The sequence below is a fragment of the Gordonia shandongensis DSM 45094 genome (assembly GCF_000423025.1).
Taxonomy (GTDB): domain Bacteria; phylum Actinomycetota; class Actinomycetes; order Mycobacteriales; family Mycobacteriaceae; genus Gordonia; species Gordonia shandongensis.
The window spans coordinates 1-25,818 of the sequence record NZ_AUHE01000021.1 but is presented as its reverse complement, the minus strand read 5'-3'; the positions used below and the strand labels follow the sequence as shown (position 1 = coordinate 25,818).

Annotated in this window: 25 protein-coding genes, 1 pseudogene and 1 riboswitch; of the genes and pseudogenes, 16 read left to right on the top strand and 10 right to left on the bottom strand. The window is 69.5% G+C overall.

The features are described from left to right. A pseudogene (locus G528_RS0114240) lies at window positions 1-479 on the bottom strand (hypothetical protein); the annotation flags it as partial. A 284-nt stretch (window positions 480-763) separates the two neighbouring features. Here G528_RS0114240 and G528_RS17690 point away from each other — a divergent pair. The 5 genes from G528_RS17690 (at window position 764) to G528_RS0114215 (ending at window position 5,633) form a co-directional block, all read left to right on the top strand. Beyond that, window positions 764-973 (top strand): hypothetical protein, encoded by a 210-nt coding sequence (locus G528_RS17690; protein WP_035720183.1) that lies wholly within the window; start codon window positions 764-766, stop codon window positions 971-973. A gap of 110 nt (window positions 974-1,083) precedes the next feature. Beyond that, window positions 1,084-1,280, top strand: a riboswitch (cyclic di-AMP (ydaO/yuaA leader). Between the two features lie 16 nt (window positions 1,281-1,296). Continuing rightward, window positions 1,297-1,866: a C40 family peptidase gene (locus G528_RS0114230; RefSeq protein ID WP_026919550.1), complete on the top strand. Its 570-nt coding sequence runs from the start codon at window positions 1,297-1,299 to the stop codon at window positions 1,864-1,866. 243 nt (window positions 1,867-2,109) lie between these two features. Then, window positions 2,110-3,129, top strand: a complete 1,020-nt coding sequence (locus tag G528_RS0114225) for a C40 family peptidase (protein WP_425402240.1) — start codon at window positions 2,110-2,112, stop codon at window positions 3,127-3,129. Next, on the top strand, window positions 3,130-4,515 hold the full coding sequence (locus G528_RS0114220; RefSeq protein WP_026919548.1) for a peptidase MA family metallohydrolase: 1,386 nt from the start codon (window positions 3,130-3,132) through the stop codon (window positions 4,513-4,515). It begins immediately after the preceding gene. Further along, window positions 4,515-5,633 carry a glycosyltransferase family 4 protein gene (locus G528_RS0114215; protein WP_026919547.1) on the top strand — a complete coding sequence of 373 codons (1,119 nt, stop codon included), beginning with the start codon at window positions 4,515-4,517 and terminating at the stop codon, window positions 5,631-5,633. The genes G528_RS0114220 and G528_RS0114215 overlap by 1 nt, the downstream gene beginning before the upstream one ends. Window positions 5,634-5,665: 32 nt before the next feature. Here G528_RS0114215 and G528_RS0114210 read toward each other — a convergent pair whose 3' ends face one another. Continuing rightward, window positions 5,666-7,468, bottom strand: coding sequence for an AMP-dependent synthetase/ligase (locus tag G528_RS0114210; RefSeq protein ID WP_026919546.1), 1,803 nt, complete (start codon window positions 7,466-7,468; stop codon window positions 5,666-5,668). Window positions 7,469-7,688: 220 nt separating this feature from the next. Here G528_RS0114210 and G528_RS0114205 point away from each other — a divergent pair, with 220 nt between their 5' ends. The 6 genes from G528_RS0114205 (at window position 7,689) to G528_RS0114180 (ending at window position 11,961) form a co-directional block, all read left to right on the top strand. Then, on the top strand, window positions 7,689-8,108 hold the full coding sequence (locus tag G528_RS0114205) for a hypothetical protein (RefSeq protein ID WP_026919545.1): 420 nt from the start codon (window positions 7,689-7,691) through the stop codon (window positions 8,106-8,108). Between the two features lie 4 nt (window positions 8,109-8,112). Continuing rightward, window positions 8,113-8,550 (top strand): SRPBCC family protein, encoded by a 438-nt coding sequence (locus G528_RS0114200; RefSeq protein ID WP_026919544.1) that lies wholly within the window; start codon window positions 8,113-8,115, stop codon window positions 8,548-8,550. Between the two features lie 23 nt (window positions 8,551-8,573). Then, on the top strand, window positions 8,574-9,761 hold the full coding sequence (locus tag G528_RS0114195) for an ArsA family ATPase (protein WP_026919543.1): 1,188 nt from the start codon (window positions 8,574-8,576) through the stop codon (window positions 9,759-9,761). A 63-nt stretch (window positions 9,762-9,824) separates the two neighbouring features. Then, entirely contained in the window at window positions 9,825-10,169 is a 345-nt protein-coding gene (locus G528_RS0114190) for a hypothetical protein (RefSeq protein ID WP_026919542.1), read from the top strand. 1 nt (window position 10,170) lies between these two features. Then, entirely contained in the window at window positions 10,171-11,157 is a 987-nt protein-coding gene (locus G528_RS0114185; RefSeq protein WP_026919541.1) for an ROK family protein, read from the top strand. 72 nt (window positions 11,158-11,229) lie between these two features. After that, on the top strand, window positions 11,230-11,961 hold the full coding sequence (locus tag G528_RS0114180; protein ID WP_026919540.1) for a lysophospholipid acyltransferase family protein: 732 nt from the start codon (window positions 11,230-11,232) through the stop codon (window positions 11,959-11,961). Here the strand turns inward: G528_RS0114180 and G528_RS17685 are convergent. After that, window positions 11,909-13,264, bottom strand: coding sequence for a glycosyltransferase 87 family protein (locus G528_RS17685; RefSeq protein ID WP_051198860.1), 1,356 nt, complete (start codon window positions 13,262-13,264; stop codon window positions 11,909-11,911). The two genes, G528_RS0114180 and G528_RS17685, sit on opposite strands and share 53 nt — an antisense overlap. Before the next feature lie 41 nt (window positions 13,265-13,305). Here G528_RS17685 and G528_RS0114170 point away from each other — a divergent pair, with 41 nt between their 5' ends. Together G528_RS0114170 and G528_RS0114165 are read left to right on the top strand one after the other, a co-directional pair. Further along, window positions 13,306-13,791: a polyadenylate-specific 3'-exoribonuclease AS gene (locus tag G528_RS0114170; protein WP_026919539.1), complete on the top strand. Its 486-nt coding sequence runs from the start codon at window positions 13,306-13,308 to the stop codon at window positions 13,789-13,791. Window positions 13,792-13,837: 46 nt separating this feature from the next. Next, window positions 13,838-15,232 carry a class II 3-deoxy-7-phosphoheptulonate synthase gene (locus G528_RS0114165; RefSeq protein WP_026919538.1) on the top strand — a complete coding sequence of 465 codons (1,395 nt, stop codon included), beginning with the start codon at window positions 13,838-13,840 and terminating at the stop codon, window positions 15,230-15,232. Between the two features lie 31 nt (window positions 15,233-15,263). Here G528_RS0114165 and G528_RS0114160 read toward each other — a convergent pair whose 3' ends face one another. Further along, entirely contained in the window at window positions 15,264-16,496 is a 1,233-nt protein-coding gene (locus tag G528_RS0114160; protein WP_026919537.1) for a protein kinase domain-containing protein, read from the bottom strand. A gap of 71 nt (window positions 16,497-16,567) precedes the next feature. Here G528_RS0114160 and G528_RS0114155 point away from each other — a divergent pair, with 71 nt between their 5' ends. Further along, on the top strand, window positions 16,568-16,933 hold the full coding sequence (locus tag G528_RS0114155) for an Rv2175c family DNA-binding protein (protein ID WP_026919536.1): 366 nt from the start codon (window positions 16,568-16,570) through the stop codon (window positions 16,931-16,933). A gap of 13 nt (window positions 16,934-16,946) precedes the next feature. On the opposite strand, the gene G528_RS0114150 is transcribed toward G528_RS0114155, so the two are convergent. The 4 genes from G528_RS0114150 to G528_RS0114135 are packed head-to-tail and all read right to left on the bottom strand — an operon-like array spanning window position 16,947 to window position 22,131. Further along, a complete protein-coding gene (locus G528_RS0114150) occupies window positions 16,947-17,879 on the bottom strand; it encodes a phytoene/squalene synthase family protein (RefSeq protein ID WP_026919535.1) in 933 nt (310 codons plus the stop codon). A 22-nt stretch (window positions 17,880-17,901) separates the two neighbouring features. Then, window positions 17,902-19,458 carry a polyprenol phosphomannose-dependent alpha 1,6 mannosyltransferase MptB gene (gene mptB, locus G528_RS0114145; RefSeq protein WP_169515282.1) on the bottom strand — a complete coding sequence of 519 codons (1,557 nt, stop codon included), beginning with the start codon at window positions 19,456-19,458 and terminating at the stop codon, window positions 17,902-17,904. Beyond that, window positions 19,455-20,984 carry a phytoene desaturase family protein gene (gene crtI, locus G528_RS0114140; RefSeq protein WP_035720187.1) on the bottom strand — a complete coding sequence of 510 codons (1,530 nt, stop codon included), beginning with the start codon at window positions 20,982-20,984 and terminating at the stop codon, window positions 19,455-19,457. The genes mptB and crtI overlap by 4 nt, the downstream gene beginning before the upstream one ends. Before the next feature lie 4 nt (window positions 20,985-20,988). After that, entirely contained in the window at window positions 20,989-22,131 is a 1,143-nt protein-coding gene (locus G528_RS0114135; protein WP_026919532.1) for a polyprenyl synthetase family protein, read from the bottom strand. Window positions 22,132-22,209: 78 nt separating this feature from the next. On the opposite strand from G528_RS0114135, the gene G528_RS0114130 reads away from it, so the two are divergent. Continuing rightward, window positions 22,210-23,181 (top strand): methylenetetrahydrofolate reductase, encoded by a 972-nt coding sequence (locus tag G528_RS0114130; protein WP_425402239.1) that lies wholly within the window; start codon window positions 22,210-22,212, stop codon window positions 23,179-23,181. 23 nt (window positions 23,182-23,204) lie between these two features. Here G528_RS0114130 and G528_RS17680 read toward each other — a convergent pair whose 3' ends face one another. Beyond that, on the bottom strand, window positions 23,205-24,017 hold the full coding sequence (locus G528_RS17680; protein WP_035720178.1) for an LppM family (lipo)protein: 813 nt from the start codon (window positions 24,015-24,017) through the stop codon (window positions 23,205-23,207). Window positions 24,018-24,072: 55 nt separating this feature from the next. Further along, window positions 24,073-24,741: a GNAT family N-acetyltransferase gene (locus G528_RS0114120; RefSeq protein WP_026919530.1), complete on the bottom strand. Its 669-nt coding sequence runs from the start codon at window positions 24,739-24,741 to the stop codon at window positions 24,073-24,075. A gap of 370 nt (window positions 24,742-25,111) precedes the next feature. Between G528_RS0114120 and G528_RS17675 the strand changes: the two genes are divergently transcribed. Beyond that, on the top strand, window positions 25,112-25,818 hold a 707-nt coding region (locus G528_RS17675), incomplete at its 3' end, for a DUF222 domain-containing protein (RefSeq protein WP_245569789.1).

Genomic DNA, 25,818 nt, shown 5'->3' with positions numbered 1-25,818 from the left:
CCGATGGCGGGGATGCGGTCGAAGCAGGCGAGGGCCTCATCGACGAAGCGTTCGGCGGTGCACTGCCGCACTCCGGCCACCACCGCGTAGGAGGCGGCGACCTGACACAGCGGATCATAAAGCCGAGTGAACACATCGGTGTTCCCGACAGTCTCGGCAGCGGTGTTGGCGTCGGCGGCAGCATTGGCCTCGGCGATCCGGTCGCTGGCCAGGTCGTAGATGGCCCGATACCGATGCCACAGAACCAGGCCGTGGAAGGAGTCGGCGCGAGCGGCGAAGAGCATCATCGCCGCATCATCACGCCCAGCATCATCACCACCCGCTGCCCGGCCGGCCGCTCCCGCGGGGCGCGGGAGTCGGATCACCAACTCCTCATCGGTCACCGTCACCGACGGCTCCGCCAACTCACCGGGCCCACGCAACACCGGACCCGGCCCGGGGTTGCCCGGTCCGGGCGGAAAGATCATCGTCGCGGTCATGGCGTCCTCCCCGAAACCATCTCGAACTCGAACCGTCTCGAACTCATGTTCGATGATACTCGCGGGGTCTGACAGTCGCGTTCCGGAGGGTGCGGGTCCGCACCAGATGGTTTTGTCGGAGCTCGCCCATAGTCTGCACCCGGCATTGAAGGTTTGAGAGTCGCCGACGCATCGACGGCCCCGCGCGGGCGTGTCGCGGCGGCTGTGACGCGAAAGAGAGGCAGATCACAGTGATCATCGATTGCGGGACGTGCCCGGCCAGGGCGAAGGCATGTGACGACTGCATGATGAATGTCCTCATTGCGCCGTTGACCAGCGGGTACGAGGATGTGGAGTGGGGAAGTGGAGACGTCGACCCGCTGGCGGAGGCCATCGATGTGTTCAGCGCCACGGAATTGATCAGCGTGGACGTCGCTCAAGCGGCTAAACGGGACGTTTCTGCTGGTGAAAGCGAGTCGGACGACCGAATGACGCTGCGGCTCCGCGCGGTGTGATCGCCGCTTCCGTGCCCTCGAGGCCTCGGGTTGGTGGACATCGACGTCAGGGTTTCGTAATCTTTCCGAGACATTCCACTCAGGGACATCCCGGAGCGATCCGTGTGTCTGCGAGTGTCACGCCTAATCGTCCTCACCAAACGGGGGCGAGCCGGGGAACCACTTCTTCCGTGCGGTCGACGAGAGTCGCCGCACGGATCGGGGTGAATCGCACAGCCTGGATCCGCGAGGGTCCGGGGTACGCGTAGGGCCATCTCTTCCGGCCCGAATCCGACAGCTAACCCGGTCGGCGACAGGGAGAACAACAAGGAGTACGTGTTTTCGTGGCCAAGCATCGTTTGGAGCAGCCCGGTACCGGTCGTCGGGCCGCCAAGACCGCAGTCCTCGCAGGCGGCCTCGCCGTCGGAGGGTCGGTGGCCTTCGCAGCTGCTCCCTCGGCAGACGCCGCCCCGGTGACGATCCCGAACATCGGAACCTTCGACATCCCCGGCCTGCCGGACAATGCGGTGCCGAAGCCGAAGCTGAAGGGCAACCTCGACCGCCAGGAGGTGCGCGCAGAGCGTGCCCTCCGTGCCGCTGAGTCGAAGATCGGTTCGCCGTACTCGTACGGTGCCGCCGGCCCCAACGCCTTCGACTGCTCGGGACTGCTCTACTGGTCGTTCAAGCAGGCCGGTAAGACGATCCCGCGCGACAGCTACGGCCAGCTCGGTGGCGGCGCCCCGGTGGCCTCGCTCGCATCGGCCAAGCCGGGCGACATCCTGATCTTCAACGGCGGCGGCCATGCCGGCATCTATGCCGGCAAGGGTGTCTTCGTTCACGCCTCCACCTACGGCGTGCCGGTCAAGCGCGACAAGGTGAAGGCCTGGAACGTCACCGGTATCCGTCGCTACTGACACGACCTGGGCGACCGATGACTGGATGAACTTCCTGCGGGGCGGGTGAGACGCTGCGGCGTCCGCCCGCCCTCACGGGTTTTCGAGGAGACTGGGTGTCGGCGATCACCGGAGACGGGACCGCCGACGGAGACAAGAGGGTTCAGCACCGTGGGTGATTCGATCAGCGCCGAGGCCGCCACGACGGACGGTCGAGTGTCGCGCGCCGTGCCGGGGCGTGGCCTCGCTCGGATCACCGCTGCGATCGCCCTGCTGGTCTCCGCCGTCCTCATCGCGACCCTCCTTCCCGCGACGTCGTTGACAGCGGCGCCGGCGCAGGCCGCCCCGGCGCGGTCGGCGGACCAACTGCTCGCGAAGTACAAGAAGCTGTCGGTGAAGGCGGAACAGTCCGCTGAGGCCATGAACAAGGCCCAGGTCGAATACGACAAACAGCGCAAGATCGTCAAAACCGAGCGCAAGAAGGCTGCGGCGGCCGAGAAGAAGCTCGCCTCGATGAAGTCGAAGATGGACGCTGCGCAGCGGAAGGTCGACGCGCTCGCTCGCGTCAGCTATCGGGGAGCGCGAGTCAACCGCCTCTACGCGATGCTGGTCAGCGACTCGCCGCAGAGTCTTCTGGACAACATGAGCGGGCTGGAGATCGTCTCGCGGCAGGCGGCCGGAGACTTTCGGAGCGTGGTGAACACCGCCAAGGCGACGACTGCGGCCAAGAAGAAGGCCGAGGACACCGCCAAGGCCGCGTCCGCGGCCATCGCAGCGTCGCAGAAGACCCGCGGTCGGCTGCAAGCCGAGCAGGCAGGCCTGCAGGTTCAGGGTGTGCAGATCCGCGCGATCTACGAATCGATGACGGGCAAGCAGCTGGCTGCGCTGCGCGGACCCAAGTACAAGTTCGATCCGAAGTCGGTGCCGAAGGGTACGTCGCCCGCCCTGATCGCGGTGCAGGCCGCGCTGTCGCGGATCGGCGACGAATACGTCTGGGGCGCCACGGGGCCCAAGACCTTCGACTGTTCGGGCCTGATGCTGTGGGCGTACCGACAGGCCGGGGTGACACTTCCGCGGACCAGTGAGGCCCAGCTCGCAGGCGGCAGGCCCGTCGCCCGCGAGGACCTGAAGCCCGGCGACCTGATCATCTACTACCCGGGCGCCACGCACGTCGGAATGTACGTGGGCGACGGCTATGTCGTGCACGCCTCGACGTTCGGCGTTCCGGTGGCTGTCGTACCCGTCGACAAGGCCGGTCCGTACAACTCCGCGCGACGGTACTGAGTGCGGTTCACACGATCGGCCGCGAGCCTCATCGCCGCGGTGTCCCTGATGCTTCCCGTGGCCGCGTGCGGGGCCGGAGACGACGCCGCCGGGGGAGCCTCGGACTCAGCGTCGACGACCCCGCTGAATCCGTACGAGCAGCAGCGCGTGGATGGTGTCACGGCGTTGCTCGACCAGCTGTCCTCGACGCTGCGGACCCGTGATGAGAAGGGCCTCGACGCGCTGCTCGACGGTGCCGCGTCGTCCCGCTTCCGGGACCGACTGCAGACGATCCAGCGGAACCTCAGTGCGCCGACGAAGAAGCTCACGCTGCGCGACTTCGCGTACCGGGTGGCGCCGCAGAAGGGTGCCGAGCGGATGGTCGACGACGACCTGGCCGCTCGACTCGACGACGAGGGAGCCACCGACACGTGGGTGACTCCCGTTGAGCTCGACTACGCGTTGGGCGGGGCCCGGAGCCCGGGGCTCGACGAACCGACGGTCACCCTTCACCAGACGATGACGTTCGCGCGGTACGGCGACGACTGGAAAGTGGTCGGCGACGGCAGTCTGTCTCCCGATCCGTCGCAGGCGGCACGCGATCATCCGAAGGTCGATGAGCTCGGGCCGTGGGCGTTCCCCGGACTCGCGGCGCTCGACGTCCGGACGCTCGGTGGCAGCTCGACCGTGTTGAGCTATCCGGGCGCGGAGGCGGCGGCTTCCCGTGTGCGCAAGGCCCTGCCGAGTGCGGTTCGCGCCGTCACCGAGTTCTGGGGCGAGGATTGGCCGCGCCGGACCGCGGTCATCGCCACGTCGACGGCCGAACAGTTCTCGACGCTGACGGGCACCGACTCGAGCGAGACGACGGTGGCCGCCGCGGCGACCGTGTTCAGCCGGATCGACCGCGAGAAGGACGAGGTGGTGGGTCAACGCATCGTGCTGGCCCCCGCAGCGAGAACGCTGGAGGCGCCGGCCCTCGCGGTGGTCCTGCGTCACGAGCTGACGCATGTGGCGTCGCGACTGGCGACCGCGGAGAACGCCCCCCTGTGGCTCAGCGAGGGCGTCCCGGAGTACGTCGGACGCAAGGGCACCTATCGATCGCTGGTCGAGGCTGCACCCGAACTGGCCGCGGCCGTGGCCGGCGGCGACGTCCCGAAGGCTCTGCCCGCCGACGGCTCGTTCTCGGTCGACTCGGAGGGCGCGCGCGTCGCCTACCAGGCGGCCTGGTCGTTCGCCGCGTATCTGGGGGAGACGGTCGGTGATGAGAAACTCAGGGACATGTACGCGAAGGTGGGCGCCGGCGGCGACACCGACGCCATGAACAAGGCGTTCGCCGACGCCATCGGCCGGGACCGTGCCGCGATGATCGCCGGTTGGCAGAAGTGGCTGCGGAAGCAGGCGCGCTGATGCAGCGCACCCTGCTGGTGACGAACGACTTCCCGCCTCGGCCGGGCGGAATCCAGTCGTATCTGGAGAACCTCATCTCCTTCCTGCCGCCCGAGCAGGTGGTGGTGTACGCCCCGAAGTGGCGTGGCTGCCGGGAGTACGACGCCGCCGCACCGTATCGGATCGTCCGGCATCCGACGAGCCTCATGCTGCCGACGCCGTTCGTGAAGCGGCGGGCGGCGGCACTGGTGCGTGAACACGGCGTTCACACCGTGTGGTTCGGGGCGGCGGCGCCGCTGGCCGTCCTCGGTCCGGCGCTCCGACGGGCCGGAGCGCAACGGATCGTGGCCAGCACGCACGGGCACGAGGTCGGGTGGTCGATGCTGCCCGGGTCGCGGCAGGTCCTGCGCTACATCGGTCGCAATTCGGACGTCATCACCTATGTGAGCAGATACACGAGGGACCGATTCTCGGCGGCGTTCGGTGCGTCCGCGGCACTCGAGTACGTGCCCTGCGGGGTCGACGTGGAACGGTTCGCTCCCGACCCGGCGGCGCGCGAACTGTTGCGCGCCCGCTACGGTCTCGGCGACGCGCCGGTGGTCCTGTGTCTGTCGCGGCTGGTGCCGCGGAAGGGACAGGATGTGCTCATCCGGGCGTGGTCGACCGTTCTCCGGCGCGTGCCCGACGCCCGGCTGGTGATCGTCGGCGGCGGCCCCTACGCGGACACCCTCCACCGCCTCGCGCACGATGCGGGCGTCGCCGACTCGGTGCTGTTCACCGGCGGGGTGCCCGCTGACGAGCTGCCCATGCACCATGCGCTGGCCGACGTGTTCGCGATGCCGACGCGGACTCGCGGGGGAGGCCTCGACGTCGAGGGACTCGGGATCGTCTTCCTCGAGGCGTCCGCGAGCGGGATCCCGGTGATAGCCGGCGACTCGGGCGGTGCGCCGGAGACGGTCCGCGAGAGCGTCACCGGGACCGTCGTCAACGGTCGGGACGTCGCGGAGGTCGCCGACACGGTCGTCGAGTTCCTCTCGTCGGCCCCGATGCGCGAGGCGATGGGGGCCGCGGGTCGTGACTGGGCCGTCGAGAACTGGCAGTGGCGGCAGCAGGCGGCCCGTCTGATGCGACTGCTCTGACGGACCGCCCGGCCGGTTCGGAGGCTACCGGGTCACTTCTGGTAGATCGCGTCGATCTCGTCGCCCCACTTGTCGGCCACGACGTTGCGCTTCACCTTCAGCGTCGGCGTCAGCTCGCCGCTCTCCTCGGTGAAGTCCTCGGGCAGGACACGGAATTTCTTGATCGACTCCGCGTGCGACACGGTCTCGTTGGCGGCGTCGACGGACGTCTGGATCTCGGCCCGCAGATCGGCGTCGTCGGCGAGGTCGGCGACCGTGGCGTCGGCGGGTTTGCCGGCGCGCTGCTTCCACGGACCGAAGGCCTCGTCGTCGATGGTCACGAGGCAGGCGATGAACGGCTTCTGGTCGCCGACCACCACGGCCTGCGACACGAGTGCGTTGCCGCGGATGACGTCCTCCATCTGCGACGGTGAGACGTTCTTGCCTCCGGCGGTGACGATGATCTCCTTCTTGCGGCCGGTGATCCGCAGGTAGCCGTCGTCGTCGAGCGAGCCCAGGTCGCCGGTGTGGAACCAGCCGTCGGTGATGGCGGACGCGGTCGCCTCGTCGTTCTGCCAGTAACCGGTGAAGACGACCTCGCCGGACAGCAGGACCTCGCCGTCGTCGGCGATGCGGACGGCGTTGCCGGGAATGGGACGGCCGACGGTGCCGATCTTGACCTGGCCCGGAGTGTTGACGGCCACGGCAGCGGTGGTCTCGGTGAGCCCGTAACCCTCGTAGACGGGGATGCCGGCGCCGCTGAAGAAGTGGCCGAGGCGCTCGCCGAGCGGGCCGCCGCCGGAGATCGCCAGCTCACATTCGCCGCCGAGGGCGGCCCGGAGCTTGCCGTAGACGAGCTTGTCGAAGACGGTGTGCTTGGCCCGCAGCAGGAGACCGACGTCGCCGGCCTGCTGTGCCGTCGAGTACTCCACGGCGATGTCGGCGGCCAGATCGAAGATCTTGCCCTTGCCGCTGTCGTGGGCGTTCTGGCGTGCCGAGTTGTAGACCTTCTCGAAGACGCGCGGCACCGACAGGATCAACGACGGCTGGAAGACGGCGAACATCGGCACGAGGTTCGGGATGTCGCTGGTGTAGCCGACCTCGACGCCTGCGTCGATGGCGACCAGGTTGATGGCGCGCGCGAACACGTGAGCCATCGGCAGGAACATGAGCAGGCGCTTGCCCTCGCCGAGCAGGGTGTTCAACGAGGTCTGCATGACTCCCTCGATCTCGCCGAGGAGATTGGAGTGGGTGAGCATGCAGCCCTTGGGACGTCCCGTGGTGCCGGAGGTGTAGATCAGCGTCGCCGGATCGGCGGCGCCGAGCGTGCGACGGCGTGCGGCGACGTCGTCGTCGGAGACGTCGGCGCCCCGCTCGGTGAGCAGGTCGATGAGCCCCTGGCCGTCCGGGACGTCGATCTGGAAGACCTGGACGGCGTCGGTGACGGACTCGGCGCGGTCGACGACCGCGCGGTGCTCCGGGCCGGCGACGATGATGGCGGTCGCGCCCGAATCCTCCATGATCCAGTCGATCTGCGAGGACGAGGACGACTCGTAGACCGGGACGGAGACGGCTCCGGCCGACCAGATCGCGAAGTCGAGCAGCGTCCACTCCAGCCGGGTGGGTGAGACGATGGCGATGCGGTCACCGGGCTCGATGCCGGATGCGATGAGCCCCTTGGTCAGGGCGATCACCTGGGCGCCCGCCTCCGCGGCGGTCACCGGCAGCCACCGGTCGCCCTCCTGTCGGCGGAAGACGGTCTGGCTGCCCCGCTTCTCGACGATGTCGAAGAGCACGTCGGACGCGTTCCGCTCCTGCGAGATCTCGAAATGCGCGGGGGCGCGGTACTCGGCCATCAATTACACCTTCCAACACCGAAGAACATCTGCACAGACGTGAATCCGCACGGACCTGAATCGTTGCGGCCACCTTATCGCCCTCGAGGGTGCAGTCCGTATCGCCCCCGAGGGGCAGGTGCCGTATCGCCCCCGAGCGGCCGGTGCCGTAGCGCCCACGAGGCGCCGGTCCCGACCGGTCGGGTTTCCCGGACGGGGCCGGGTATGTGAAGCTAAGACGGTGACGAGCATTCAGGTTGCCGACGAGGTCTTCGTAGCCGCGGCGCCTTCTCTCGCCGGTGCGGTCGTCGGCGACCGGGCACGCTGGCGGCAGTGGTGGCCGGATCTGGTGCTGAAGGTCGTCGAGGACCGCGGTGACCAGGGTGTCCGCTGGACGGTCGACGGGCCGCTGTCGGGCACCATGGAGATCTGGTGCGAGGCGAGTATGGACGGCTTCACCCTGCACTACTACCTGCACGCGGAGCCGACGGGCGACGTGCCCGTCGAGCCGCGGGCGCGCATGGACGCTCTCGCCGAGATGAACCGGGTGCGCAGGATTGCCGGCAAGGACATGTCGTTCCACGTCAAGTGGCTGCTGGAGGGCGACCGGGAGGCCGGCGACCCGGCGGTGCCCGCGTCGGCCGGCACCGCGGAGGAGTAGGGCGATGGCCGATCACACGGAGCAGTCGACAGTCATCGGGGCCGACGTCGCCGACATCATGGCGGTGATCGCCGACTTCGACAACTACCCGGAGTGGGTCACCGCCGCGCGCGAGGTGTCGGTGCTCGACCGTGACGAGCTGGGGCGCGGCGTGCGCGTTCGGTTCGTCCTGGACGCCGGCGTGCTCGCCGACACCTACGAGCTGGCCTACACGTGGGACCAGTCCGGCGCGGGTGTGTCGTGGCGGCTGATCTCCAGCGACCTGCAACGCTCGCAGGAGGGCAGTTACCGATTGGTCCAGCAGGTTCCGGGTTCGACGAAGGTGACGTATTCGCTGGTCGTCGACCTGCAGATCCCGATGATCAGTCAACTGAAGCGTCGCGCCGAGAAGGCCATCATCGAGGCGGCCCTCGGCGAACTCAAGAAGAGGGTCGAAGGCTGATCGATCTAGCGCCCATCCACCTCGTGCTCGGGCCCGGTGGCTCGGGTGCCTCCGTGCTCGCCGCGGCCGCCGCCTGCGGTGGTTCGTCGCCCGATCGGACGTCAGGGCTGCGGATCAGCGACGAGCGGGACACGTTGCTGGTGTCGTTCGACGGGCGCAGTCCGCTGCCGGACCTGCTCGGCGTCCTCCGCGTCCCGGGCGAGCCGGTTCCGGTGACGGCGTCGGTCGATCTGCTGCTCATCGATCCGCTCGAGGTCGTCGAACAGGCGTGGGCCGAGTTCACCGCTGCGCTCACCGCGGTCATCGGCGGTCGGTCGGCGTTGCCGGTCGTCGGCACCCTCGCGTCGGTCGCCCCCGGCGAGTTGACGTCCCTGCCCGGCGCGCAGGAGTTCCTGCTGCTGAGGCGGATCCGCGACGCCGCCACCGAGGGGCGTTGGCGACGCGTCGTGGTCGATCTGTCGGGGGCGGGTGACGCCTTCGCTCTGCTGCGGGCGCCGACCGTGCTGTCGGCGGCGCTCGAACGGCTGTGGCCTCGCCACGTCCGATTGGCTGCGGCGGCGGAGAAGCCGGCCCTGGCCCAGCTGTCGGCCGCCGTCGAAGGCATCGACCGCGACTGCGTCGACGTCGCCGACCTGTTCAGCGACCCGCACGGGGTCGCCGCGCACCTCGTGGTTCCGGCCGATTCGCGCGGCGAACGGGCGGTCGGTGAGATGTCGGCGATCGCCGACCTCACGGCGCTTCCGTTACGGTCCGTCCACGTCAATGCGGGACCGGGAGGACTCGACACCCGCGCTGTCGCCGAGATCGCGCGCCGGGTCGACGGTGTCGTCGTGCAGGAGATCGGCGCGGCGAGCGGCCGCATCGACCGCCTGTCACGGGTACGGCGGGTGGCCGTCGACCTGCCGACGCCGGGTGGCCGTCCGCGGGGCTCGGGTGCGATGACGGTGACGCATGTCGGCGGCGAGGACCTCGACAGCGTGTTCGAACTGGCGTGGCCGCAGGGGCTGCCCGATCCCGCTCGCCTGGCGTTGGGGAGGTCCGGAGACGATCTGCTCGTCACGGTCTCCGGTTTCCGCCATCCGGTGCGGTTGCCGCCGGTACTCCGTCGCTGCACGGTCGGCGGGGCCGACTGGCGTGACGGTCGACTGGTGTTGCGATTCCGGCCGGACCCCGACGTGTGGCCCCAGCGGCCGATGCGCTCCCAGCCGTAGACCGTCCGGCGGCTACAATCACCGCAGTCGTCCACCCCCGTCTGTGAAGGATCCGTCAGCAAGATGACCGAGAACACGAGCGCCGGCGGCGCGGGCGCCGCGGGCGATCCCGTGCAGACGCTTCTCCTCGGTGTCGCGAATCAGATCGATCAGCTCGCCGGACTCATCGCCGGAGCCACCGCATCGGGCGCCACCGGACCGAACGCGGCGTCGCCGATCCCGGATCTCCTCGGCGAAGTGGGAACTCTCGTCAAGGAACTCGGTGATCTGCTCGCCCGGATCATCGCCGCCCTCGTCGCGGTCCTGGAGGCCGTCGCCGATGTGCTCCGCTCGGATCGCGTCGCGACCGACGACGCCCCGAGCCGTTTCGAGACGATCTCGGTGACCGTCACACCCGCGGGACACTGACATGGCGCGGCCCGAGAATCCCGAGCTGACCGTCGGCATCGACATCGGGGGGACCAGCGTCCGGGCCTCGGTGGTCGATCCGCAGGGACGGCTGCTCGACACGCTGCGAACGGCGACGCCGCCGACGTCGGACTCCCTGGAGCACTGTCTGCACCGACTGGTCGCGGAACTGCAGGACCGGTGGGCGGTCGGCGCTGTCGGCGTGGCGATCGCCGGCTTCCTCACCCCCGACCGTCAGGTGGTTCGGTTCGCCCCGCACCTCGCCTGGCGGGAGGCTCCGGTGCCCGCGATCCTCACCGAACGGCTCGGGATCCCGGTCTTCGCCGAACACGACGGGAACGCCGCGGCGGTCGCCGAACTGCACTTCGGTGCGGCCGCGGGCGGTCACAACAGCCTCGTCCTGTCGATCGGCACGGGCATCGGCGCGGGCATGATCATGGACGGCAGGATCTACCGGGGCAGCTTCGGCGTCGCCCCGGAGTTCGGGCATCTGACGGTGGTTCCGGACGGTCGACCGTGCAGCTGCGGGAAACGCGGCTGCTGGGAGAGGTACTGCAGCGGGACGGCACTGGTCGACACCGTGCTCGAACTGCTTGCTTCGCACCACTATCCGCGCAGTGCGTTGGCGGCCGAATCGGAGTCCGACCCGGGGTCGCTCACCGGCCGCCGGGTTGCTGCGGCGGCGGCCGACGGCGATCCGGCGGCGTTGGCGGCGTACGGAGATCTGGCCCGCTGGCTCGGCTACGGGCTCGGGATGATCGCCGACGTCTTCGATCCCGACCTGGTGGTTCTGGCCGGCGGCGTCGGTGCGGCGTCCGGACTGTTCCTCGACGATGCGCGCGAACACTATGCGGCGGCCATCACCGGCAGCGGGCACCGCAGTCTGGCGCGGATCCGCGGCACCCAGCTGGGGGAGTCGGCCGGGGTGATCGGGGCGGCACAGGTCGCACGGCAGGGACTCGCCGCACGTGCGGCGGGCAGCCAGTAGAGTTGCACCCGACGCGTTTTCGCACAGGAGTGACCGTGAGCACGGTCGTCGGCAGCAGGGCAGGAGATCTCCATGTGGTACTACCTCTTCAAATACGTGTTCATGGGCCCGGGTCTGCGTCTGATGGGACGGCCGCGCATCGAGGGCCTCGAGAACATCCCCGATGACGGACACGCGTTGATCGCGTCGAACCACCTCGCGGTCGTCGACAGCTTCTATCTGCCGCTCATGGTGCCGCGCCGGATCTTCTTCCTCGCCAAGAGCGAATACTTCACCGGGACCGGTCTCAAAGGGCGCTTCCAGCGCTGGTTCTTCAGCACCTCGGGGCAGATCCCCATCGACCGCAGCGGTGCCGACGCCGCAGCGGGCGCTCTGAAGGCCGGGAGGCGAGTCCTGGACGACGGCGGTCTGCTCTGCCTCTACCCGGAGGGCACGCGGTCGCCGGACGGTCGTCTCTACAAGGGGAAGACCGGACTGGCTCGGATGGCCTTGGAGACCGGGTCGCCGGTCATCCCGGTCGCCATGGTCGGCACCGATCGGATCAACCCGCCCGGCACCGTGCTGCCGCGGCCCACGCGGATCACCGTGCGCGTCGGTGAACCCCTCGACTTCTCGCGTTACGAGGGGATGGCGGGCAATCGCTTCATCGAACGCGCGGTGACCGATGAGATCATGTACGCCCTGATGCGGCTCGGCGGTCAGCAGTACGTCGACGTGTACGCCGCGAGCCTCAAGAACTCCGACGGGACGGTCAAGGACGTTCCGTCGAGTCCGTCCGGTCCGGGCGCGAAGCCGGCGGCCTGACGGCGTCGCTCGCGGCGGCGACGGTGCGGTGACAGGGCAGCAGCCAGAACGCGACGAGCAGGCCGAGTCCCCACAGCGTGTACGCGTTGCCGACGACGTGCTGCCACGGCTCCCACCCGTGTTGGATGGGCGGCAGGAGCTGGAACGGTCCGACGGCGAAGATCCCGGTTCCCGCGGCGGCCAGCGTGTAGTACACGATGCGGTGGCCGGTCGTGCCGCCGCGATACCCGAGCACCAGGCAGGTGAGGACGGCGGGCACGCACCACACCCAGTGGTGCGCCCACGTGGTCGGCGAGACGAGCAGCCCCCAGATCGCTATCGACAGCGTGACGATCATCGCCGGGACGCGTCCCGCCGTCGACCCGGGACGCAGGGCGCGCACCGGATCCGCGGCGCGGACGGCGGCGACTGCGACACCGGCGGCGACGAGTGAGCTCGCGATCCACATGACGGTCGCGGCCGAGCCGGTGTCGCCGAAGACGCGAAGCCATGCGGCGTTGAGGTTCTGGTTGATGCGGCCCTCGGGTTCACCGATCCGGCCGGTGTGGAACAGGGTGTCGGTCCAGTAGGTGACGGAGTCCGCGGGCATCCAGATCCAGCCCAGGAGCGCGGCGACGGCGAATGCGGCGATCCCGGTGGCGAAGGCCCGCAGGCGTCGGCCCAGCAGGAACACCCCGAGAAAGACCAGCGGGGTCAGCTTGACGGCTGCGGCGATCCCGATGAGGACGCCCTGGTATCGCGTGTGGCGCAACCGATTGAGGAGGAAGACGTCGGCGACGATCATCGCCATGAGCACCATGTTGATCTGACCGAAGCCGAGGGTCATCCAGAACGGGTTGAACCAGATGCTCGCGGTCGAGATCACGACGGCGATCGCAGTCCGGTTGTCGGTCGACCCGACGTCGAGCACTGTCAGACAGGCGCGGGTGACCATCACCAGGAGGGCGGCGGTCACCACGGAGATGCCGACGCTGGCCACCGGAAGCGGGATCTCGCCGAGCGGGGTGAACAGCAGCGCCGCGAACGGCGGATAGGTGAACGGCAGCCAGATGCCGTCCTGCGTGAACGGCATCGACCCGTCGGCGTACAGGCTCAACCCCTGATGCCAGATCTGCCCGCCGATCCGGTAGACGTCCATGTCGAACCGGGTGCGTGTGCCGAAGCTGGACGTGAAGGGCACGCCGAAGATCTGCAGGGTCGCCGAGACGAGGAAGATCGCGGAGATCGCGATGCGTGTCGCGACGCTCGGACGCCACCGCGTGAGGGCCGAGGCGAGACGTCCGAGACCGGGGGCGAAGGACATGCTCCCCAGTATCACCCGCCGTCCGTGGATAATCAGAACCCGTGCGCTACTTCTACGACACCGAGTTCATCGAGGACGGGACGACCATCGAGTTGGTGTCCATCGGGGTGGTCGGCGAGGACGGGCGTGAGTTCTACGCCGTCTCGACCGACTTCGATCCCGCGCGAGCCGGCCAGTGGGTGCGAGCCAACGTCCTCGACAAGCTGCCCTCGCCGGCCGACCGAGCGTGGCGGAGCCGCCGTGCGATTCGGGAGAACCTCTTCGACTTCCTCACCGAACCCGACGACGACGTCGAACTGTGGGCCTGGGTGGGGGCGTACGACCACGTGGTGCTGTGTCAGCTGTGGGGGTCGATGACCGAGCTGCCGCGTGAGATGCCGCGATTCACGCGCGAACTGAAACAGCACTGGGAGTGCGCGGGACGCCCCGAGCTCCCACCGGTCCCGCGTGACGCGCACGACGCGCTCGCCGACGCGCGTCACAACCTCGCGAAGTGGCGGGCCATCGAGGCCGCAGCGGGTCGGTGAGGGCCGTCACGGCCGTCGACGTGAGCGGCGCGATAGTCTGGTAGCCGTGGTGAACTGGACCGTGGACGTGCCCATCGACGAACTGCCCGAACTCCCGCCGCTGCCGGGACGGCTCGCCGACGAATTCGACGACATGCTGTCGCGCCCCGCGCTGCAGCAGCCGAATTGGCCGGCGCAGGAGGCGCGGAAGATGCGCACCGTCCTGGAGAGCGTGCCGCCGATCTGCATGCCGTCGGAGGTGGAGCAGCTGGCCGGACAACTGGCCGAGGTGGCGCACGGCCGGGCCTTCCTGCTCCAGGGTGGTGACTGCGCCGAGACCTTCACAGCCAACACCGAGCCGCACATCAAGGGCAACATCCGCACCCTCCTGCAGATGGCCGTCGTTCTGACCTACGGCGCGAGCCTCCCGGTCGTCAAGGTGGCCCGGATCGCGGGTCAGTACGCGAAGCCGCGGTCCTCGGACACGGACGCTCTCGGCCTGCTGTCCTACCGCGGCGACATGGTCAACGGACTGGACGCCACCGAGGCCGCCCGCGTCCACGACCCGTCACGGCTGGTGCGCGCATACGCCAATGCGGCCGCCGCGATGAACCTGGTGCGGTCGTTGACCGGTTCGGAAGCGCGTCTGGCCCATGTGCACAACTGGAACCGCGAGTTCGTCCGGACGTCGCCCGCGGGAGCTCGGTACGAGGCCCTCGCCGCCGAGATCGACCGCGGCCTTCGCTTCATGGATGCGTGCGGGGTCACCGACTCGAGCCTCGAGTCGGCGTCGATCTTCGCCTCCCACGAGGCACTGGTGATGGACTACGAGCGGGCGATGCTCCGCCTCGCCGACGACCCGCGGGGCGGCGACGACAAGGTGCTCTACGATCTGTCGGCTCACTTCCTGTGGATCGGTGAGCGGACGCGGCAGATCGATGGCGCCCACGTGGCGCTCGCCAAGCTGATCAGCAATCCCATCGGAATGAAGATCGGCCCCACGACGACGCCCGAGCAGGCCGTCGAGTACGTCGAGGCGCTCGACCCAGACAACCGGCCGGGCCGGCTCACGCTGGTCTCACGGATGGGTAACGGTCAGGTCCGCGAGGTGCTGCCGGCGATCGTCCAGGCGGTCGAGGAGACCGGCCACAAGGTGATCTGGCAGTGCGACCCGATGCACGGGAACACCCACACGTCGTCGAGCGGATTCAAGACCCGGCATTTCGACCGCGTCGTCGACGAGGTGCAGGGCTTCTTCGAGGTGCACCGTGCGCTCGGCACACACCCGGGCGGCATCCACATCGAGCTGACCGGTGAGGACGTCACGGAGTGCCTCGGCGGTGCTCAGGACATCTCCGATCTCGACCTCAGCGGTCGGTACGAGACGGCGTGCGATCCGCGGCTGAACACCCAGCAGTCGTTGGAGCTCTCGTTCCTCGTCGCGGAGATGCTGCGCGGCTGACCGGTCCGGTACCGCGTGGCTCGTGGCGACGTCAGGCGAGGTAGTCGCCGACGGCCCACCCGACGGCGCCGAGCGCGACCGCTACCACGATCACCAGCGACACCCAGATCACCGCTGCCGCAGTGCTTCCCGAGGCGACCGGCGCATCGTGGACCGGAGGCCCGGCGTCCGTTCGGGTGAACTCTCCGAGCGCCGCGAAGGTCTCGTCGTCGGCCGGGTCGTCGACGGGGCCGACATCGCCGTAGTCGTCCGCGTACTCATCGGCGTGATCATTCGCGTACGGGTCTGCCGAATCGTCCGCCGGATCCCCGAATTCGGTGGTTCCGCGCGCCGGCACGTGGACGGGCCGCACCGGGCGGGCGATCGCGGCGGTGACACGTTCGGCGGCGCGATGCGGTGCGGGCACCGTGAACGCCGGGAGGCGGAGATCGTCGGCGGCGTCGAGGATCGCATGCTGCATCTCGAAGCCGTCGCGGAAGCGGTCGCCGCGCCGACGTTCGGTGGCCCGCAGGACGATCTCGTCGAACTGCTCGGGGACCCCCTCGATCAGGTCGCCGGGCGCCGGGACGTCGTAGGTGAGGCGCTGGTACGCCAACGCGAGCGGAGTGGAGCCGCTGAAGGGCTGTCGCCCGGTCAACAACTCGAACAGCAGGACGCCCGCGGAGAAGACGTCGCTGCGCGCGTCGATGTCGGTCGAGTCGACCTGTTCGGGCGACAGATACGCGGCCGTGCCGAGAATGACGCTGGCCGACGTGACACCGGCCTCGGCGACGGCGCGCACCAGACCGAAGTCGGCGACCTTGATGTCGCCGTCGTCCGACACGAGCACGTTCTCCGGCTTCACGTCTCGGTGCACCAGCCCCGCACGGTGGGCGGTGCCGAGACCGCCCAGCATGGGGATGGCGACCGAGGCGACCGCATGCGGCGGCATGGGGCCGCGTTCGCGCAGGAGTTCGCGGAGACTGCCGCCGCGAACCAACTCCATGACCAGGAAGGCGATGTCACCGTCGATGCTCTGGTCGTAGACGGCGACGAGGCCGGGATGGTTCAAACCGGCCACGGCGCGCGCCTCGAACTCGAAGCGGCGGAGGAACTGGGGGTCGCCGACATAACGCGAGTCCATGACCTTGACGGCGACTCGCCGGTGCAGGCGCAGATCGGTGCCGACATACACTGCGGACATGCCGCCGCGCGCGATCGGCGCGTCGATGCGGTACCGCCGCTCCAGGACGCGGCCGAGCAGCGGATCGTCAGGGGTCGTCACGGTGACCGAATCTACCCGCTGGATGCGAATCGACCGTGGAGGCCGCGCGGGGTCGCGGTAGGGTGATCGGCGTGGGTTCACTTCCGCTTTCGATCGACATCCTCCCCGCCGACGTTCCGGTTCTCGACCTGGACGAGGCCGCCGCGCGGCTCGGCGTCTCCGGGAACCGGCTGCGCACGCTGATCCGCGACCACAACCTCCTCGCGGCCTCACGCGACGGGATCCCGGTGATCCCCGAGGCGTTCTTCGGCGAGCGGGGACTCGCCAAGCATGTCGAGGGTCTCGTCACGATGCTCCTCGACGGCGGCTACACCCGCGACGAGGCGATGCAGTGGCTCTTCACCGAACAGGAGGACCTGGGACTGCGTCCGGCGGACGCCCTGCACACCCATTCGGCGCGCGAGGTGATCCGCCGGGCTCATGCGCAGGCCTTCTGAATCGCCGTTCGACTCACCTCGGCGCGGGGCGGCGCAGGCACGCGAGCGTCGCATCGACGACCCGGCGACTCGTCGGAACCACCGCGCGTCCGGCGAACACGTCGCAGTCGCGTCGCTCGATCTCGTCGAGGATCCGCGCATACGAGACGGCGGCCGCGCGGATCGCGGGTCGGCTCACGCCGGGCAGCCGATCGGCGGCGGGAACCGCGCGCCGGTATTGATCGCGGTTCACGGCGATCAGGTGTGCCACCGCCCGACGAACCCCGGGTGTGGCACGACCCGCCGCAGCGCAGCCGCGGAGGACCGTTTCATCGACGTCGAACGCCGCGAGCTGATCGGCCGGCAGATAGATGCGGTCGCGTGCGAGATCCTCGGCGACGTCGCGCAGGAAATTCGTGAGCTGGAACGCCTCGCCGAGAAGCGCCGCCCCCGCCGCCGTTCGCCGGTCGGCGGGATCGGCGCCGAGGACGGGCAGCAGTTGCAGACCGATCACCGCGGCCGACCCGTAGGTGTACTCCGCAAGCTCGTCGAGCGTGGCGAAGCGCGACCGGTGCAGGGGATGCCCGGGGAGATCCATCCGCATCGATCGACCGAAGGCGTCGAACGTCGACGCATCGATCCCGAAGCGTCGCACAGCGTCGGCGAGCGCCGCGAGAACGTCGGCCACCTCGGGTTCGACACGACCCCGCCCCCGCGAGGCGAGGGCGTCGCAGCGCGCATCGTCGAGGTCGTCCAGAGCGGTGATCGCGACGGTGGCCGGCAGCCCGCCGTCGACGATGTCGTCGGCGATGCGGGCGTAGGCGTACAGCGCGTGCACAGCGCGTCGAGCGTCGTGGCGGAGGAGCCGCGACGCCAGATGATAGGTACGGCCGGATCGGGCGGCGATCCGGGCGGCGACCCGGTAGCCGCGGTCGGCGGCGGGAGCCACGCGAGTGCGGGAAGCCACGGGAGGGCGAGCGATCATGGCGTCAGCCGCGAACCAGCAGAGACCACAGCGACCGGAGTCGAAGCGGATCGCGGCGGCGGAGGGACACCGCGGCGAGGACCGAGAGGGCCAACGCCATCGCCGACTCGAGGGGCTTGTAGAACAGGATCGAATCGTCGGGCTGGAAGGTGATGAGGAAGAAGACGCTCACCCCGACGACCCACTGCCTGGCCCACATCGGCAGGGTGAACGCGACCGCGATGCACGCGACCCACGTGTAGTACCAGGGGAGCGTCGACGGCTCCAGCAGGAGCAGCGCGAACATGGCCCACGCCATCGCCGCCGTGGCCGCGCGCTCCCCGCCGCGACTGCGCCACCACAGCGTCACCAGGATCACGGCGAGCGCCAGCGAACCGAGGAACCGGGTCACGACGAGCACTTCCTGCAGATTCCACACGGTCAGCGGCGCGACCGCATACGTCACGACGTGCCCGACGGCTATCGGGATCGTGAACGGATTGATGATGCGGGAGGCATACGAGAGGCCGTTGATCCACCCGACGCCGAGCCCGAGCGTCAGGGTGAACCCGCCGAACACGGCAGCGGGGATGCCGGCCGTCGCGACGAACAGCCGGACACGCTCGGCGAACCCGACGGGCTCCGCGGCGTCCGGCGACTCCGTCCGCCGGGCCGTGCGACGGTGGTCGATCCAGATCCACAGGACGAACGGGATCGCGATGGCCGCGGTGATCTTCACCGACGCCGCCACGCCGAGGACAAGGAGTCCCACGACGTGGCGGCCGTCGAGCACCAGCGCCACACCCGCTGCCAGGAGACCCATCATGAGCAGTTCCAGGTGGGGGCCGGCCACCAGGTGCACCAGCAGCATCGGATTCACCAAGACCAGCCACAGTCCCAGCCGCCGGCTCGCCCCGAAATGCGCGGCGATCCTCGGCACCGCCCACATGGTCAGCAGCAGTCCGGGGAGCAGCACCAGCCGGACCAGGAAGACGCCGGCGAACACGTTGTCGCCCGCGATGCCGACGACCCCGCGCATGAGGAGCATGAACGCCGGACTGTACGGCGAGGTCGTCGGAGCCCAGATCTGCGCCATCGAGTCGACGATCGGTCCCGGATTGTGCGCCGGGCCGTCGGTGTAGGGGTCGAACCCGTGCTGGAGGACGGCCGCCTGACCGAGATAGGCGTAAACGTCACGGCTGAACGTCGGCACTGCGAACATCAGCGGGACGGTCCATGCGCCGATCGTCGTGAGTGTGGCGCGAAGACTCATCCGCCGATGGTCACGGCCGATCCGCACCCATGCGATCACCATGAGCGCGATCCCCAGCCAGAAGGCGAACCCCGACAGCGTCTTGCCGTATCCGTACGTCATGGGCGCCAAGCCGAGGCCTTCGAGCGTCGCATCGTTCCGGGGGACGTCGGCGAGCCCGTAACTGCCCGCGAAGACCAGCAGGGAGCCGACCAGGCCGAGGAGCGCGTCCGGATACCGGCGCACCACAGAGAGGACGGACCCCGCCCTGAGACGAGATGATGCCGACGTCGGTGCGGACGCAGAAGTCGGTGGGGACGCAGCGTTCATGATCGTCCGCCCGCCGTCGAGTGGCCGGCGAGGTACTCGGAGACCCGGTCGGCGGCAAGACCCCCGGACAGCAGGGTCGGCGGGATGCCGACGCCGGGCACGGTGGCGCTCCCCGCGATCGCCAGATTCCCGGTTCCCGGCCACAGGTTGGGGGTGCGCAGCGGCCCCGTCTGAGCGATGGTGTGCGCCGCGGAGAACGGCGTCCCCGCGGGCAGACCGTCACGGAGCCACGACAGCGGATGGTCGATCCGCAGTACCCGCAGGTCGGCGAGACCGGGGTAGCCGCGCTCCTCGAGCACACCGAGGAATTCGGCGGCATACGGTTCGGCGAGCCGATCCCAGGGAAGGTCGGCCGACACCAGGTTCGGTGTCGGCGCCAACACGGAGATCGACTCGAGCCCGTCGACGGCGAAAGCAGCCGGATCCGAGACGGCCGCGCGGGTGATGAGGAACGAGCCGTCCCGCATCGGCCGTCCGCGGCGCGCGGTGAGATCTCGGAAGGTCTCCGCCCAGGCGGCGCCGAAGTCGAGCATGTGATGGCCGCTGCGCCAACGATCGGCCGCACCCGCCGGCAGCAGTCCGTGCACGACCACGGCGCTCGGGGAGTAGCGGAGCCTGCGCCGCCGGGCGCCGGACTCCCGCAGCAGGTCGGCGACCCGGTCTCGCTCGAGAGTCGCGACGACGGCGTCGGCGGCGACGGTCTGGTCGCCGACCATCACCCCGGAGACCGAGCCGTCCACGCGGCGCAGGATGCGGTCGACACGCGTCCCGTACTCGATCCGGACACCGGCGTCTCCGAGTGCGTCGGCCAACACTCGGCCGATGCGTCCCATCCCGCCCTCGGGCGCCCAGATGCCGCGCCCGATGTCCATGTCCGCGATGATCCCGTAGATCGCGCGGGCACGCGTCGGCGGCACTCCGGCGTAGAGGGCCTGGAAGGTGAACGCCCGCTCCAGGCGCGGGTCGTCGACGAATCGGCCGACGGCTCCGGCGAGTCCACGCAACGCGCCGAGGCGGACCAGCCGCGCTGCGGCCGACCGGGTCGACGGGCCGGCGAGATCCCGCAGCCCCGAATAGTTGCGGTTGAGGAAGACGTCGTATTCGGCCTCGTACACGTTCCGCAGCCAGTCCAGGAGCGCCCGCGTGCCGTCGGCCTGCCGGTCGCCGTATTCGGCGGCGACGACGTCGGCGAGTCGGGACGCGTCGTGGGGGACCGCCAGCGACGTCCCGTCGGCGTGATTCATCACGTACCCCGGGTCGACGGGCGACAGGGCGAGCCGCCGCCACGCCTGCGCCTCGGGGACGCCCAGTTCGCCGAGGACGTCGACGACGAGGCCGGGCATCGTGAGCACGGTGGCGCCCGTGTCGAACCGGTGGCCGTCGAGGGTCTCGGTGCGGACCATGCCTCCCGGAACGTCGGCCGCCTCGAAGATCGTCACGGTGTGACCGGCGGCGCGGAGCCGTGCCGCGGCGGTCAACCCGGCCAGACCTGCGCCGATGACGACGACGGTGGCGTCGCGGGCCATCGGTTCAGCTCTCCCGGTGAGTGATGCGGCGGGCGAGGGAGACCAGATCGGCGCGGGCACCGTCGGCGACGTCGAGGTCGTCGACGGCCGTCAATGCGGCCGACAGGCGGTCGTCGACCTGACGTTCGACGGCGTCGAGCGCCCCGGACTCGACGAGCACGTTCCGGGCGGCGGTCACCTCGGCGTCGTCGAGGTCGCGGCCGACGCTCGACCTCAGCAGTCGCGCACCCTCGGGTGACGCCAGACGCAGGCCCTCGGCGAGCAGCGCGGTTCGCTTGCCCTCGATCAGGTCGTCGCCGGACGGTTTCCCGGTGAGCTCGGGGTCGCCGAAGACGCCGAGGACGTCGTCGCGCAACTGAAACGCGACGCCGAGATCGAGGCCGATGCCGTGCAGCGCCTCCGACAGCTCGGACCCGGCGCCGGCGAGCGCCGCGCCGAGCTGGAGGGGACGCGCCACCGTGTAGGCGGCGGTCTTGTACTCCATGACCCGGTACGCGGCGGTGATCGACTCGTCGTCGGACGCCTCGTTGACGATGTCGAGGAACTGGCCGCCGAGAACCTCCGTGCGCATCTGCGACCACAGGGCCCCTGCGGCATGGGGAAGGCGGACCACCGGGGTCGAGGCGCCGGTCGAGGGCCCCAAACCGTGGACCAGGTCGTCGGCCCACGCCAACGCGAGGTCGCCGGCGAGGATCGCCGCACTGACCCCGAAACGCTCGGCGTCACCGGAGAAATCCCGATCCCGGTGGGTCGCCTCGAACCGCCGGTGGACGGTCGGGCGTCCCCGACGGGTGTCGGAGCGATCGAGGATGTCGTCGTGGATCAGCGCGCACGCCTGAATGAGTTCGATGGCGGCGCCGACCCGCAGTGCGGAGGACGAATTAGACCCATCATGATCCGAACCGCACTCGGACGCGAGCTCGTCCCCGTCGCGGATCGCCGCCGACGGGTGGGAGCGGCCGCACTGCCATCCCGCGAAGACGAACAGTGGGCGCACCCGCTTGCCTCCCGACAGAACGAAGTCTGCCAGCAGGTCTCCGGCTTCGGCGACGACAGGATAGATGTCGTGCAGGACGGGTCGCGACGAGTCGAAGAACTCGGTCAGCACCTCGTCGACCTCGGCCGGAACCTGCGCAATCCTCACCACAAATGGAGAGGTTACCGGGGTGTGCGGTCCCTCGGCGCAGCCGGGAGCACTCCCGCGGGTTCGTATGATGGAGGAGTGATCGAACCCACCGCCCCCGGGGCCGACGCCGCCGCTCGAACCGGCCAGTCGGTCATCGAACGTCTCGCCGCCCCCCACTCGGGGCCGGTCCCGTTCTCCGTCGAGTTCTTCCCGCCCCGCGATGCGGAGTCCGAGGCCCGCCTCTGGCGGGCGGTCCGCACCTTCGAACGCATGAACCCCGCATTCGCGTCGATGACGTACGGTGCCGGCGGCACCACGCGCGATCGCACCGTGCGGATCGCCGGTGAGCTGGCCACCCAGACCACGCTGCCGACGGTGGCGCATCTGACCGCCGTCAACCACAGCATCGACGAGATCCGCGGGCTCGTCGGGTCGTACGCCGACAAGGGGATCGTGAACCTGTTGGCGCTGCGCGGCGACCCGCCGGGGAACCCGCTCGGCGACTGGGTGAAGCATCCGCGCGGTGTCGAGTACGCCGAAGAGCTGGTGCGGCTGATCGGTGATCTGGGCGACTTCCACATCGGCGTCGCCTCCTTCCCCGAAGGGCACCACCGGGCGCCGAACCTGGCTGCCGACACCGGGAACCTCGTCCGGAAACTGCGCGCGGGCGCCGAATACTCGGTCACGCAGATGTTCTTCGACGTCGACGACTATCTTCGGCTGCGGGACCGACTCGTCGCCGCCGACCCCGAGCAGGCGGCCAAACCGCTGATCCCCGGGATGATGCCGATCACGTCGCTGGCGTCGGCGCGCCGCATGACCGAACTGTCGGGCAGCACCATCCCGCCGGCCGTCGAAGAACGGTTGGCGCGCGCCGCCGGTGACGGCCCCGAGGAGAATCGCGCCGAAGTCCGGAAGGTGGGCATCGACCTGTGCACGGAGGCGTCCCTGCGGCTGATCTCGGAAGGCGTTCCGGGCCTGCACTTCTGCACCCTGAACTTCGCGAAGGCGACCAGCGAGGTCCTCGAACGGATCGGCGTGGACGTCCGAGGGGCATTGGCCCCGGTCTGACGGGTGTGGACTGCCGGCGGCCGTCAGTCGTCGGAGTCCGCGGGGCCCGCGTCCTTCGCGGTGGTCTCGTCCGAGGTGCGGCGCTTACGCCGCTTCGTGCGCCCCGGCCGAGGTCCGCGGTCGCGTGACTGATAGGCCGTGTAGATCACGAGGGCGACGACGACTGCGCACAGCAGCACCATGAACCAGGTCCAGCTCGGAACCGCGGCCGTCGCCGGGTCGGCGTACTCGGAGTCGGCCTGGAGTTCCACGTCCTGTCCGCCGGTGGGCGTCCAGGCGACCGATTCGGATCCCGTCTGCTTGCCGTTCGTCGCGACGATCTCCCCGCCGAACGTCACCTCGATCGAGATGTATGCGGTGGCCGGGTCGATTCCGGCGAGCGCGGCGGACCCGCGGAGACGGACGATGTCGTCACTGCGGTTTGCTTTGAACGTGACGGTCGCCGCGGGGTCGGGGAGCGCTGAGGCGACGATGTCGCCGAGCTGGCCGAACTGCCCGGTCGACAGGTGGTCGAACGTCAACCGCGAGCCCACTTTGCCCTCCGGTGAGGGCTCTGCGTCGCGGTTCGGCGGCGGCGAGGGCGTCGTGGTGGGTGCGGGGTCCGTCGACGACTCGTCCTGCTCCGGATAATCGTCCTGCCACACCTGGGCGCCCAGAGACGCCGGGATGTCGAACACCGGCGTCTGCGGGTTGGTCGACGGCGTCGTCGCGACGATGACGGTTCCCGAGAACTGGTCGCCGACGGTGGTCGACTTCGTCAAGCAGCCGCTCAGCACCGGAATCGTCGCGAGGAGTGCGACGAGTGCGAGCGTGGACGATCGACGAACGGAGATCACCGCCTCATCGTGCCAGAACGGTCCCCGCTTGCCGGGTAGCCCGGCGCCGGTGTGTTCAGCGGTGCTGAGAGCCGGGCAGTGGGAGGGGCCGGCCGAGGAAGGCGAACGGCCGCGGATCGCCGGCGAACGTGAAGCCCCGGAGGACATCGACGAATCCGAGGCGTCGGTACAGTTCCCAGGCCCGATTGGCCTCGTCGGGAACCTCGGGTGTCGACAGCAGGACCTTCGCCTCGGTGCGGTCGCGGAGGAGGGCGGTGAGGAGTCGCATTCCGGCTCCGCGACCCTGTGCTGCGGGATGCACGTGGAGTTCGGTGAGCTCGAAGTAGTCGCGCAGAAAGTCCCGCGCCTCCGCGGGCGGATTCCCGTCGCGGAGGAGGCCGGTGTAGAGCTGCCGGTTCCACCATTGATCGGCGGCACCGCGGTAGCCGTATGCCACCCCCACGAGCACTTCGCGGTCGGAGACGGCCAGCGGTGCGCGCACCCGGAGCCGGGAGAAGGTCGGACGTAGCGCCTCCACGGCGCCGACGGTCGCGAAGGCGCCGAACGCCGACCAGCCCGGTCGGCCGATGTGGTCGCGCCACAGCGGGACGCGATCCGATTCGCTGCCCCGCGGGTAGTGCATCGCGGTCACATAGGTGTGGACGGCCGGGTCGAGCCAGAGGTGAGCGAGTTCGGCAGGCAGTGACGAGATGCGGATCGGGGTGGAGTCGAAGCTCGACGACATCGCCGCGTTCCCGCCTTTCGGTGACCGTGTCCTCTCGATCGCCCACCGCACCCGGTGTGCACAGCAGACTGTCGGAGCCTATCGGTTGGTGCGGTCGGATTTGTCCGCCGGGTCGCCGACACGTACCGTGACCTCTAATCGAACTGGTGTTCGCATCCGTTCGTGGACCCGGTGGCTCGGCGACGGGGAAGACGTCGCCGGGTCATCGGTGCATTCGAAGGTGCGGGTGGCCCGGGCGTCGGGGTGGCGTCGTGGTCGTCCGGATTGCTGAACCATCTGTCGGGCCCCGCGAGTATCATCGAACGTGAGTTCGAGATGGTTCGAGTTCGAGATCACTGCCTATGTGATCGGGAGTTTCGGGGAGGGTGCCATGACCGCGACGATGATCTTTCCGCCCGGACCGGGCAACCCCGGGCCCGGTCCGGCGTTGCGGGGGCCCGGTGAGCTCGCGGAGCCGTCGGTGACGGTGACCGATGAGGAGTTGGTGATCCGACTCCCGCGGCCCGCTGGAGCGGCCCGCCGGGCAGCGGGTGGTGATGATGCTGGGCGTGATGATGCTGGGCGTGATGATGCGGCGATGATGCTCTTCGCCGCTCGCGCCGACTCCTTCCACGGCCTGGTCCTCTGGCATCGGTATCGGGCCATCTACGACCTGGCCAGTGACCGGATCGCCGAGGCGAATGCTGCCGCCGACGCCAACACCGCTGCCGACACCGCCGGGAACGGGAACAGTGATGTGTTCACGCGGCTTTATGATCCGCTGTGTCAGGTCGCCGCCTCCTACGCCGTGGTGGCCGGGGTGCGGCAGTGCACCGCTGAACGCTTCGTCGATGAGGCCCTCGCCTGCTTCGACCGCATCCCCGCCATCGGGCGCCTGTTACGCGACGGGGTCCTGACGCCGTTCTGGTTCCGCCGCGTCATCGAACAAACCGCCCTCATCGACGACCCCGACATCCTGGCGTTCATCGACACCGAAGCCGCTCACCGCCTCACGACCATCGGCGGGCTCACCGCACGCCGGGTGGAGAACACCATCGCCCACATCGTGGCCACACACGACCCCGACGCAGTCACCAC

Excerpts from the sequence above, each read along its gene's own strand:
- G528_RS0114185 (WP_026919541.1), top strand. The coding sequence starts at position 10,171 with ATGGCGCGGCCCGAGAATCCCGAGCTGACCGTCGGCATCGACATCGGG.
- mptB (WP_169515282.1), bottom strand. The coding sequence starts at position 19,458 with ATGAACGCTGCGTCCCCACCGACTTCTGCGTCCGCACCGACGTCGGCA.
- G528_RS0114215 (WP_026919547.1), top strand. The coding sequence starts at position 4,515 with ATGCAGCGCACCCTGCTGGTGACGAACGACTTCCCGCCTCGGCCGGGC.
- G528_RS0114180 (WP_026919540.1), top strand. The coding sequence starts at position 11,230 with ATGTGGTACTACCTCTTCAAATACGTGTTCATGGGCCCGGGTCTGCGT.
- G528_RS17685 (WP_051198860.1), bottom strand. The coding sequence starts at position 13,264 with ATGTCCTTCGCCCCCGGTCTCGGACGTCTCGCCTCGGCCCTCACGCGG.
- crtI (WP_035720187.1), bottom strand. The coding sequence starts at position 20,984 with ATGGCCCGCGACGCCACCGTCGTCGTCATCGGCGCAGGTCTGGCCGGG.
- G528_RS0114190 (WP_026919542.1), top strand. The coding sequence starts at position 9,825 with ATGACCGAGAACACGAGCGCCGGCGGCGCGGGCGCCGCGGGCGATCCC.
- G528_RS0114210 (WP_026919546.1), bottom strand. The coding sequence starts at position 7,468 with ATGGCCGAGTACCGCGCCCCCGCGCATTTCGAGATCTCGCAGGAGCGG.
- G528_RS0114200 (WP_026919544.1), top strand. The coding sequence starts at position 8,113 with ATGGCCGATCACACGGAGCAGTCGACAGTCATCGGGGCCGACGTCGCC.
- G528_RS17690 (WP_035720183.1), top strand. The coding sequence starts at position 764 with ATGATGAATGTCCTCATTGCGCCGTTGACCAGCGGGTACGAGGATGTG.
- G528_RS0114120 (WP_026919530.1), bottom strand. The coding sequence starts at position 24,741 with ATGTCGTCGAGCTTCGACTCCACCCCGATCCGCATCTCGTCACTGCCT.